This is a genomic window from Acinetobacter calcoaceticus, from assembly GCF_016508255.1.
GTDB classification, from domain to species: domain Bacteria; phylum Pseudomonadota; class Gammaproteobacteria; order Pseudomonadales; family Moraxellaceae; genus Acinetobacter; species Acinetobacter calcoaceticus_E.
Genome location: NZ_JADVKT010000002.1, coordinates 166,312 through 178,522 on the forward strand (window position 1 = coordinate 166,312; position 12,211 = coordinate 178,522).

A 12,211-nucleotide genomic window follows, 5' to 3' on the forward strand; every position below is an offset into this window, starting at 1 on the left:
TTATGCTTCCTGTAGTGATTGGAATAATTGAACTGGCTGGATATGCCATAACAGCGTATGAGTTGTATCGTACAGCAGCAAATGCTTACGATGACGTTAAAAACTATCAAGATAATATTAAAAAGGCAAAAGAAGAAATTAAGAAAATAATGAAAAATCTTGATAAGGAGATTACTGACAAGATTGATCGGCAAAGTGAAAAAGTATTATTAACGACGTTAACCACTGGTGATAAACAAACTAATGCTACAAAGTCGGCCTCTGGAAGACCACAGGTAAAAAGTAATGTAATTACTGCGGCAATAAAGCAGAAAATTCCTTTTAGACCTATTATTAGCCAAATATGTGAGAAAGCGGATCATTTGCCGATGATCCAGTTAAGAAAACAAAAAGGTAAAAAATTAAAAGATGTTATTCCTAAAAGTAAGGTAGATATTGTTGCAAAGTTATTAAAAATGACGGCTCAAGAATTAGCCGGAGCCAGTGTTGATGAATATATTATTATTAGACTAAAGCAGCTTGCCGTAAACTTTATGTTTGAGTTTATGGATGAACTTCTAAAATGGCGTAGTCCTTTAAAATCAGAAGTATGTTTTGGTTATGAGATAAAAACTAAGAAATATTTAGCTCCCCAGTTAGCGGGACAGACACGTATAAAAAGGGTGGGTTCAGAACTAAATCCATTTTGGCCGATGCCTTATAAAGGTAAAGGTGTAATTGGTGCAGATATTATTATTCCTGAATATCGTGGTGAACCTTTAACTTTGAGTAATATTTTTGCGTTGGTTGAAATTAAATTTCAGAATGATGTGATTAAAGATAGTCAATTCCAAGCATATAATGATTTGAAGCTACAATGCGCAAAAGCCAAATTTACTAGCAAAGTTACTGCCAATGAAGGGTTTAAACTATCATTGTTCCGATATCCTGAGGATGCTGGAATGTTAGAAGAGAAGAAACCAGCCCAAAGTAAAACTAAAGGAGTTACTGGGAAAAAATGAGTACGTCGGAATTATTTTTATCTGAAAATGAAATTAAAAGTTTTTTATCTGGATTTGATCAGAATAGTGATTATATGTATGGTTATGAAGGGGAAGAGTTTGGCATTTGCCCATTTATAACATTCTATATTTTAAATAGTGATGATGAGCTGCTTTTAATTACCGATAAAATTTTATCTATTTGTAATGTTTTGGAAGAAGAAATAATTGATAAACCACTAAACTTATTCTATCGAAATGAAGATAGCCATTGGAAGAAAATTGTTAAAAAGAAACCAAATAAGAAAGATATCATAAATGACGTGACTAAAACCTTAGATTCAGATTTATTTTATTTTATCGGGGCATCAAGTGCTGACTCAAATCTACAAAGTGCACAATGGGCATATTCGGCGATGTTATCCCAGGCTAGCGCCTACTCTTATTTAAAGATTACATTTAGTAGTAAATGGTATAAAAATAATAAAAATAAGTGGGAAGAATTTGTTGAAAGATGCTTGAAAGAATTTAATCCAATTCAATCATATAGTGGATATGAAATTGGAAATAGCACACAACTATCATCAATTTCTCCAGAGTTTGAAACAGCAGAAAGAATATTTACCGATTACTTTTACGGATTAGATATTGATCATCCAGCTGCTATGGCATTTCATTCTCATTATGATGAAGATGGTTTTGAATATTTACCTGTTCTTGGAGCTGGGTTACGAACTCCAACATGGTGTTTTTTACTTTCCCCTTATTGGATAGACAAATTAGAGTTAAGCGAGGAGCAAATCCGCCTAAAACTCAATGATTCACGAATCAAGATTACTAAATTATCAGATCCAACAGATCCCGAAAAATTTAGTCTGTGGATTCGACTTGGAGAATTGTCACTTTACCCAGTCGAAGAGGGTATTCCAGATTTATTGATAATGGCAAATGAGCTTATTAAGCCAATCCGTTGCAATGATTTAAAATTAACTACTTTAGATGCATGGGATGATGATCCAAACCCAAGATTTGATATAGAGAACTCTCCACATTGGATTGCTCGCTTTGATAAAGATAGTGATTGGCCTGAAGGAAAACGAGTTAATAAGCTTCATGCAGTACAGTTAGAACAAAATAAAATTAAGGTACTAGCTGGAGAAATTTGTCCGAAAAAAGGCGAGTGGTATAGTCCTGCAAATAATATGGAAAAGCGCTACTTTGCAGAGGGTGAAATCATGCCAGAGATTAAAGATAACCCTTGGGGTGAAACCATTTGGTATTTAGATAACGAAAATGAATAATATTTTTATTTATTTAATTTATTAATAAGGAGCCTATCTAGCGGATAGGCTTTTTCATGTATGCAAGTGTGTATACGAGGAATTAAATAAAGTCGAAATACAGGCATAAGGTGATGGAGCTGATTTAATTGTTCGTAAAGACCAAGTTCAGTAGCAAAGCTACAAGCCAATGAGAGATTTAAATTATCATTGTTGAGCTATCCCGAAGATGAATCAACTACACAAGCTAAAGAGTCGAAGCCAGCTACAACGAATAAAAAGCGTAAAACCAATTAAGGAATATTACATGAGTACTTCTGAAACTTATTTAAATGATGAAGAGATTTTTGAATTAGTACGGGATATTCCACTTGATACTTCAATTATTTATGGTGAGGAAGATCAGGAGTTTGGTATTTGTCCATACATTACCTTTTATATTTATCATCAAGATGATGAAGTGGAAGACGTAGCCAATAAAATCATAGATATTTATGAAGAGTTTGAAAATGAAATAATTGATAAGTTATTTAAATTGAAATATAGGTGTAATTCAAGTGCATGGAAGAAAGCTGATAAATGGCAAAGAACTCGTCAGCAATTACTGGATGAAATGTATGAAAGCTACAAAAAGTATTCTGTTTATTTTATAGCTGCAACGACAGCGGACTCACCAGTTCAAAGTGCAAGATGGGCTTTACAAGGTATTATTAGGAATAATGGTTTAAGATATTCTAGTTTAAAACTGTCTTTTAATGAAAAATGGTACAAAGAGCATAAAAAACATTGGTATCAGTTTGTACAGCAATGCCTAATTAAACTCAATCCAATACAGGCCTATAGTGGTTATGAAATTGGTGGTACACCTGCAAGTTTTAATTATAATTCACCTGAATTTGAAATCGTAGAGCGCATTTTTAGTGATTATTTCTATGGTTTAGATATCGATCATCCTAGTAATATGAGCCATACCCATGATGATCCAGATGGCTTTATCTACACACCATCATTAGCAGCAGGAATACGTACTCCTACATGGTGTTTTTTACTTTCACCTTATTGGATCGACAAATTAGGCTTAAGCGAGGAGCAAATCCGTTTAAAACTCAATGATTCACGAATCGAGATTACTAAATTATCAGATCCAACAGATCCTGAAAAATTTAGTCTGTGGATTCGACTTGGAGAATTGTCACTTTACCCAGTCGAAGAGGGTATTCCAGATTTATTGATAATGGCAAATGAGCTTATTAAGCCAATCCGTTGCAATGATTTAAAATTAACTACTTTAGATGCATGGGATGATGATCCAAACCCAAGATTTGATATAGAGAACTCTCCACAATGGATTGCTCGCTTTGATAAAGATAGTGATTGGCCTGAAGGAAAACGAGTTAATAAGCTTCATGCAGTACAGTTAGAACAAAATAAAATTAAGGTACTAGCTGGAGAAATTTGTCCGAAAACAGGTGAGTGGTATAGTCCTGCAAATAATATGGAAAAGCGCTACTTTGCAGAAGGTGAAATCATGCCAGAGATTGAAGATAATTCTTGGGGTGAAACCATTTGGTATTTGATTGAATAAAAGAATGCCCGTAAGGGCATTTTTTATTTAATTGGGTTTCACTGACTTTTACTGATGAAACTGATCAAGAATATTCAACAAACTACATGGTTTTTAAGATAAATGATGATGTCAAAAAAACCATGCAATTTTAGAAATAGGCGCTTTAAAGTGCCCAAAATTTATTTAACTCGATACCATGTTTGGTTGCGACCAATTGCAGAAATACCAATGTAGCCACGAGCAGTAAGTTTTTCACCATCTGGTGCTACTGTTACGCTAAAGCGATAGGTGCGATCAGACTGAGGGTCGAGAATAGATCCCTTGTCATATTTATTTTGGCCTACATTTTTTAAATTTTTGACGATGGTTAAACCAATCAAAGATTTGTTTTTGTAGGTACCTTCACACATCGTACATTTATTGGCTTCACTTGGAACAAGGATTTTTTCGATATTCGCAGTTAAAACACCGTTTTTATCTTCGCTAAATTTTATGAGTGCTCTAGGCTGATTGGTTTCATCATCAATGGTTTTCCAGAAAGTGCCATTAAGTTTGTCGGCAGCAAATGAATGAACCGAAAAAGAGCTGAGTAAAAGTAGGAATAGATATTTTTTCATAACAATCATTTCTCAAATTAACAAATAGGGTGGCTTTAACTGCCAAAATTATTCATTTTAAAGTCAACTTTACAGCCTTCTTTGTTTTGAATCTAGAAGGTTAACATTATGCAAAATTGTATTATGTTCTTCAGATGTTACTTTGATCGTTTTTTTTATGCAATTGCGAGAATGGACAGAATTATCAGACTTTTAAATTTCTCGTAAGTAGATGGGTAGTCTATTTATTTTATAGTTGAGAAGTATGGCTAGAACGTATTTTTTATTCGAGAAAAAGACAACTTAGAATAATATTTTTGTATTCTTCTAAGCAAACTCACTCAAGTGTAATACGAATTAGCTCGAGTCATTTATCTCTAATTTCTCATCCTGACCAAGTGTTTAATCTTATTGATAAAGCCGCTAAAAGCTTTAAATGATGTGAGTGATAGAGATATTTAAAAACACGCTATCAATCCTTTAAGTTGCAGCTTAGCAAATTGTTATGAACGAAACCTTGTTAAGCTGCATGAATAGAGCCGAATGATAGTACTGACTTTGTGAAGCTATGATTAGAAATTTGTATCATGTAAATTATTAATAAATGACATAATTATTTTATTTAACAATGATTTAGTTCTGATTTCCAGTTTTAAGAAAACATAGTGGAATTTTTTTTCTCAGGTTATAAAGAATTGCTTAATTTCTTTTTAAGAAAGTTGTTTTAGTTTTTGCCAACTACTACATTAATTTTGAATTATTACTTTTATGTATAAGAAGAAATTGTACGTTTGCTTGAGTACTTCGTTGCTATTCACACTTTGTTTATCTGGGTGTGTGAGTTACCAAGCTTTGTCACTGCCCACCACGACACAGTATCACGATCTAACGGTTGATCGTGCTTTGCTGAATCCTTTTCCTGCTTTAAAGGCGCATCCATTTAATCCAGAACTTGGGCTAGATGCACTGAATATTGCAATGCTGGCAGTGAGCAACAATCCAGAACTTCAACTCGCACGGAAAGATACAGGCGTTGCTGAAGCACAGGTATATTCCGCAGGCTTATTACCAGATCCTCAATTGAGTTTATCACGCGATATTCATGTGGCCGCTGGATATCAAGCCGCTTCTAGCATTGGTTTGAGTTATGATTTTATTGGTTTATTGACGCATTCTTTAGCAAAAAAACAGGCGAAGGAAAGCCTACATCAGTCTGAGCTGAATTTACTGTGGCAAGAGTGGCAGGTAGTAGGTCAAGCACAGTTATTAATGTCCCGATTACAAATGCAGCAAAAAACACTGCCAGTCTTATTGCAAAATCAAGCAATCGCAAAAGACCGCGTGAATCGCATGATGAAAGCCATGCAAACGGCTGGAGTGACACGTGATCAGGTGAATGCAGATGTGGTTGCATTACAAGCAGTAAATAGTCGTATTGATGACTTAAAAACAGCCCATCAAGCAGCACTTCATGATTTAAATGCATTGCTGGGCTTAGCAGCAGGCACACAACTCAATTTAAAATTTGATGATCAGGACATGAGTCAAGCACCTAAAGTTGTGAATCCTCAACTCATTCAGGTCGCACTGGATCATATCAATACACATAGACCTGACTTATTGGCCTTGCGTAAAGGTTATGACAGTGAGGATGCCAAGCTACGTCAGGCCATCTGGTCTCAATTTCCTTCACTGAATGTTGGTTTAACACGAGCGAAAGACTCTTCGGGCATTTCCAGTCAAAGCCTAGGCATTTCATTAAATTTGCCAATATTTAATGGTAATCGAGGCAATATTGCTGTGGAAAAGGCCACCAGACAACGTATGTATGCAGAATATCAGTCACGTTTAAATCAGACGGTTTTTGCAGTACAGCGTTTGCAAGCAGAGCAACAGCAGAATGTTGCTGTTTGGCAAGATCGCTACCTTCGTTTAAAGCAGTTGCAGCAAGATGTAGAGAAAGCTGCCCCAGCACATCAACAACGTTTAATCGATGATCAAATTTGGCTTACCTTGCAGAACAATATGCTCAGTCAAAAGCTGGATTTGCTTAATCTAGAGCAAACAATTCGTGAGCAAGCAGTTGGATTAAATACGTTATTAGGATTGCCCGTACAGCAATCTGCTGGAGTTACACCATGATTAAACAGAATGTTTTTATTTTTGCCATCTTGGTAACGAGTGCCTCGAGTAGCGGATTGGTATTTGCCGAGAGTGAAGATCAGCCTAAAAAGGAGGTGGAACCTGTTGCTTTGGTGCGGACCCAGCTTCCTGTTAAAAAAGCATTGATGGATACACTTACTGTATATGGCAGTATTCAAAATCCACCACAAGCTATTTATAACGTCAACTTGTCTCAAGCTGGTCAGATTACAGCGATTTATGTCAGCTCAGGGCAATATGTTCGTAAAGGACAAGCCTTACTGACCATTAAAACTGATCCACAGCTCATTATGAATACCACACAAGCACAATCTGCCGTGGTATTTGCTCAAGGCGAACGCCAACGGGTTGCCAGTTTGGTGAATGCGCGTTTGGCGACTCAGTCGCAACTTGCTACTGCTGAAAAAGCGCTAACTGATGCTAAGGCAGCATTAAATGCTTTGCAACAACAGGGCGGAGCACGTAAAACTCAAACTATTCATGCGACTGCCGATGCACAGGTCAACAGCATGAATAATCAGGTGGGAGATCATGTGGCTGCGGCAACGACCATTATGCAGTTGGGTAAAACTGCAACGCCACAAGCGGTAATTGGGATTGCTCCAGACATGCTGAACCGTTTACGGGTGGGTATGCCTGTGACTATTAGTCCTGCACTTGCTACAGGGCAGACAGAATCTTTGCAAGGGAGCATTCTGCGAATTGATGGTGCAATCAATCCGCAAACAGGTCGGGTCGATATTCCAGTACAACTCAAACATAGTTTATCGGGGCGCTGGCGTATTGGTGTCCCAGTTAAAGCGATATTGCAATTAAACAGCTTGCAACAGAAGGGGCAAAACGGCTGGGTTGTACCACGCAATACAGTATTGCAGGATCAGCAGGGTCATTATATTTATCAGGTGAATAAAAATCATGCGGTACGCGTACCAGTGCAACTCGGTGTACAAACCAACAAAGAAAGCATGATCTATGGGCAAGTGAATCCTAACTTTAAAATCGTCACCTTAGGAAACTACACCTTGAAGAACGGCATGCGTGTACAGGAGCAAACCCGATGACTGCATTGCCAGAACCAAATAATCAGGATAAGAACGGCAATGGCATAATGCAATGGATGCAAAGGCATTACCGTTCCTTATTGTTTTTAGTCATTATTTTAGGTGGGGCTGGTATTGCCGCATCAATCAAATTACCCGTTGCGTTATTTCCACACGTGGACTTTCCTCGAGTTGTAGTGTCTCTCGATGCGGGCGATCGCCCTGTTGAACCAATGACGCAGAATATTACTATTCCTGCTGAAAATGCCATTCGACAAGTGCCAAATATCAGCAATATTCGTTCAGTGACCAGTCGTGGTTCTGCTGAGATTTCCGTCAATTTTGACTGGAATGTCGATATGTCGATGGCAACCTCACAAGTCAATCAAGCTATTGGTCAATTGTTGCCAAATTTGCCGCCAGGCGTACAAGTCAATGTGCGCCGTATGGATCCAACTGTTTTTCCGATTTTAGCCTATAGTCTGCGCTCCGACACAATGTCTCAATCTCAGTTGAGGGTGCTTGCCTATAAGCAATTGCGTCCCATGCTAACGACCGTGTCGGGTGTGTCGCATGTTGAAGTTGAAGGCGGTACACAAGACGAATATCAGGTAATGGTTGATCCTGCGGTATTGCAAACGATCGGTTTGAGCATTAGTGATGTTGCCAATGCCTTGGCCGCCGCTAATGTTGTGACAGCAGATGGTCGACTAGAAGATCAATACAAACTCTTTTTGGTGATTACGAATACACCTCTTAAAAATGAAACTGATATTGGTAATGTGGTGGTTAAATCTGGACCTGATGGTGTGGTTTTACTCAAAGACATTGCCACCATTGGTAAGCATCCTGCACAACAAGTGAGACGGGTAAATGCCGATGGTCATGATGCGATTTTACTAAATATCTATCAGCAACCTACGGGTAATAGCATTCAAATTGTTAAAGATGTGGCAGCTAAATTGGCATCAGCACAATTGCCTGCTGGAGTGCATCTCACCAGTTGGTACGATCAAAGTCAGTTAGTATCAGCTTCTGCACGTAGTGTATTAGATGCCATTTTGATTGGTATGGCATTGGCAGGTATTGTACTGCTGATTTTTTTGCGTAATTTCAAAATTACTTTGATTGCTGTCGTGATGGTGCCTTTAACACTGGCATTGACGACGATTTTACTCATGTATCTAAATATGAGTTTTAACATCATGACTTTAGGTGGTATGGCCGCTGCTGTGGGGCTTATTATCGATGATGCTATTGTGATGGTAGAACATTTAGTACGTCGCCTACATGAGCGGGCCATCGTGTTGGGTGATGATGAACAGCAAGAAAATCGAGAACAGGTCCGTCAGGGCATCATGTCTTCAGCACAGGAATTTTTGCGCCCATTGGCAGGCTCATCTGCTTCTACAATTGTTATTTTTATTCCGCTGGCTTTTTTGACAGGTATTACTGGGGCATTCTTTAAAGCATTGTCTCTGACGATGGCATCAGGTTTGGTTATTTCCTTTTTGCTGACTTGGTTTGTTGTGCCGATGTTGGCAGATATTTTTCTTAAAGATAAAGATATACGTCTACATCAGCCAAGTCGTTTTGCTGAGATGATAGTCACCCGTTACCAGCAATTACTACAGACATTAATTCGTCGGCCGTTGTTAGTGCTATTGCTCGTTTTACCCTTATTGGCATTGGGTGGTTTTGCGTTTACCAAGGTTGGTTCTGGTTTTATGCCTGCCATGGATGAGGGTGGTTTTATTTTAGATTACCGCACACCTGCGGGAACGTCTCTTACTGAAACAGATCGCTTATTGCATCAGGTTGAGCAGATTATTCAAAAGAATCCCAACGTATTGACCTATTCACGTCGAACAGGCAGTGGTTTGGGAGGCGGTCTGGTTGAACCCAATCAAGGGGACTTTTTTGTTCGTTTAAAACCGCAACCGCGCGAGCCGATTGATGCGGTAATGGAAAATGTGCGTAGTGAGGTTGAACAAAAAGTACCAGGTGTTGATGTTGAATTGGCTCAATTGATGGAAGATGTCATTGGCGATTTAACTGCTGTACCGCAACCTATTGAAGTCAAGCTATTTTCAGATGATGCTGAATTACTCCAAAAGATTGCCACCAAAACAGCTACAGCGATTTCTACCGTAAATGGCGTAGTGGATATCAATCCAGGCATTATTCCAGCAGGTGATGCCATTGAGATTCATGTCGATGCACCAGCCGCTGCGCTGGCTGGCTTGACTACGGATATGATTAATCAGGCCGTACAGGATGCGATGTCAGGTCGAATTGCTACGCAAGTTGCGCAATCAACTAGCAGTATTGGTGAAACCCCAGTTCGTGTCTGGGTTCCAGAAGAACAAAGACAAACCTTGTTAGACCTAGAAAATCTTACGTTACATGCACCGAATGGCTCTATCGTGCGATTACAGGATGTGGCAACGCTTGAACATGTTGCAGGGCAGTCTGAAGTTACACGTGAGCAAATGCAGCGTATGGTTGCAGTCACAGCCCGTATCAGTGGGCGAGATTTAGGTTCAGTGGTTGCTGACGTTGAAAAAGTTGTTAATGCAAAAGGTTTTTTACCTCCTCATGTTCGAGTTGAAATGGGTGGTTTATATGCTGAACAGCAAAAGGCATTTAAAGGATTAATGGTTGTATTTGCTGCGGCTGTTTCTCTGGTTTTCTTATTGCTGCTGTTTTTATACGAAAGCTTCCGCATTGCCTTTTCGGTATTGCTTATTCCGCTGTGTGCGGTGTCGAGTGTGTTTATTGGCTTATGGCTAACGGGTATTGAACTGAACATTTCTGCCATGATGGGTATGACAATGATTGTGGGCATTGTGACGGAAGTGGCTATTTTCTTCTTTTCAGAATATCAGCATTTACGCACTCAGTCAGAACAAGAGATACGTAATGAAGATGATCAGCCACCAAGCCACTTAACGCAAATGTTCACGTTGATAGAAGCTGGGAAAAATCGTATGCGTCCTATCGCAATGACGACATTGGCAGCTATTTTAACTTTGCTTCCCTTAGCATTTGCTTTGGGGGAAGGCTCTGCCATGCAACAACCTTTAGCAATCGCTATTATTTCTGGACTGATCGTGCAGTTCCCATTGGTATTAATTGTAATGCCAGTGGTATTTAGCGTGTTATCTAAGCATCAAAAATAAGCCTAAAAGAAAAGGCACATATTCTATGAATAAGAATATGTGCCTATGTTTCAGCTAAGTTAGCCTGATTAAACTGCTTGTAAGTCCACTTCTTTTGGTACAGCACCATGAGTAACTTGCAAATGGCCAACACCAGTAGTTGGCTCAATAAAGTTCCAGAGGTTACCTTATCGTTCTGGATCATTAAAATTATGTCAACCACGGTTGGTGAAACAGGGGCCGATTTCCTCGCTGTGAATGCTGGCCTTGGTCAGAACATTACTTGTGCGATTATGTCAGCTTTACTGTTGATTGCGCTGACGATTCAGTTAGGCACTAAACGCTATGTACCTTGGATTTACTGGTTGACCGTTGTGCTGGTGAGCATTGTGGGTACACAAATCACTGATTTATTAACTGACGGTTTAAATATCAGTTTATATGTCAGCACATCTGTCTTTTCAGTTGCACTCGCTGCGATATTTTTCATTTGGTATCGAGTTGAGCGAACCTTATCTATTCATGAAATCGTTTCACGTAAACGGGAGTTGTTTTACTGGGCTGCCATTTTGTGCACTTTTGCGCTCGGTACAGCAGCAGGAGATCTGGCAACTGAAGCATTAGGTTTAGGCTTTATTTGGGGTGCTGTACTGTTTGGTGCCTTGATTGGCAGTATTTTTATTTTGTGGCGTATGGGAGCAAATGCCGTACTCACTTTCTGGATAGCCTATATTTTAACCCGCCCATTTGGTGCTGCACTTGGTGATTTTCTGACACAAGATCACACCTATGGCGGACTAGGTTTTGGAGCGATGTGGACCAGTATCATTTTCCTTACTGTAATTGTCATTTTAGTCACCAAGGCCCAGTTTAATTTCTCTGTAGCGCAGAACCAGTCGGTTCAAACCAAATACTAATTTTCTTTATTTTGTAGGAAAAAAACCATGAAATCACAACGTTCATTGATTCGTCCGCTTGCTGTTGCAACATCAACAATTATTTTGACATTGGTGGTTGGATGTTCTAAACATTCTGGCAATCAGAATACCGATACAACCGCTCAAGGTACTCAAACTTCCCAAGCTCACTCAGCTTCTAAATTGGGTGATTTAACTTCATTCCGTAATATTGCATTTGAAGTTAGTGTACTTGTTGATAAAGGTGATTTACCTGCTGCTAAAGCACGAATCAAAGATTTAGAGTTGGCATGGGATTCTGCCGAAGCTGGATTAAAACCAAGAGCAGCAGATGATTGGCATGTGCTAGATAAGTCAATTGATCAGGCTTTATCAGCATTACGCTCTAATCCTGCAAAGCAAGCTGACTGTAAAAATGCGATGACTCAACTATTAAAAACTTTTGATATGCTTCAAGGTCAATCCTGATTTATACATATATCTAAATGATCATTTGAATGAATAAAT

9 protein-coding genes are annotated in these 12,211 nt (G+C 38.8%); 8 read left to right on the forward strand and 1 reads right to left on the reverse strand.

Going from position 1 to position 12,211, the window contains the following annotated elements:
• Positions 1–2: 2 nt before the first annotated feature.
• From I5515_RS04785 to I5515_RS04795, 3 genes are all read left to right on the forward strand, one after another.
• The gene (locus I5515_RS04785; protein ID WP_199965005.1) at positions 3–1,001 is read left to right on the forward strand and encodes a hypothetical protein; all 999 of its coding nucleotides are present in this window, start codon (positions 3–5) and stop codon (positions 999–1,001) included.
• The gene (locus I5515_RS04790; protein WP_199965006.1) at positions 998–2,281 is read left to right on the forward strand and encodes a DUF3396 domain-containing protein; all 1,284 of its coding nucleotides are present in this window, start codon (positions 998–1,000) and stop codon (positions 2,279–2,281) included. The genes I5515_RS04785 and I5515_RS04790 overlap by 4 nt, the downstream gene beginning before the upstream one ends.
• 286 nt (positions 2,282–2,567) lie before the next feature.
• On the forward strand, positions 2,568–3,845 hold the full coding sequence (locus I5515_RS04795) for a type VI immunity family protein (protein ID WP_199965007.1): 1,278 nt from the start codon (positions 2,568–2,570) through the stop codon (positions 3,843–3,845).
• Between the two features lie 161 nt (positions 3,846–4,006).
• Here the strand turns inward: I5515_RS04795 and I5515_RS04800 are convergent, their stop codons facing one another.
• Positions 4,007–4,444: a DUF2147 domain-containing protein gene (locus I5515_RS04800; RefSeq protein WP_199965008.1), complete on the reverse strand. Its 438-nt coding sequence runs from the start codon at positions 4,442–4,444 to the stop codon at positions 4,007–4,009.
• Between the two features lie 816 nt (positions 4,445–5,260).
• Between I5515_RS04800 and I5515_RS04805 the strand changes: the two genes are divergently transcribed.
• From I5515_RS04805 to I5515_RS04825, 5 genes are all read left to right on the forward strand, one after another.
• On the forward strand, positions 5,261–6,565 hold the full coding sequence (locus tag I5515_RS04805; RefSeq protein WP_199965009.1) for a TolC family protein: 1,305 nt from the start codon (positions 5,261–5,263) through the stop codon (positions 6,563–6,565).
• Entirely contained in the window at positions 6,562–7,647 is a 1,086-nt protein-coding gene (locus tag I5515_RS04810; RefSeq protein ID WP_199965010.1) for an efflux RND transporter periplasmic adaptor subunit, read from the forward strand. Before I5515_RS04805 ends, I5515_RS04810 begins: the two co-directional genes overlap by 4 nt.
• On the forward strand, positions 7,644–10,808 hold the full coding sequence (locus I5515_RS04815) for an efflux RND transporter permease subunit (RefSeq protein WP_199965011.1): 3,165 nt from the start codon (positions 7,644–7,646) through the stop codon (positions 10,806–10,808). The genes I5515_RS04810 and I5515_RS04815 overlap by 4 nt, the downstream gene beginning before the upstream one ends.
• Positions 10,809–10,915: 107 nt before the next feature.
• A complete protein-coding gene (locus I5515_RS04820) occupies positions 10,916–11,704 on the forward strand; it encodes a hypothetical protein (RefSeq protein ID WP_227562634.1) in 789 nt (262 codons plus the stop codon).
• 27 nt (positions 11,705–11,731) lie between these two features.
• Entirely contained in the window at positions 11,732–12,172 is a 441-nt protein-coding gene (locus I5515_RS04825) for a hypothetical protein (RefSeq protein ID WP_199965012.1), read from the forward strand.
• Positions 12,173–12,211 lie beyond the last annotated feature (39 nt).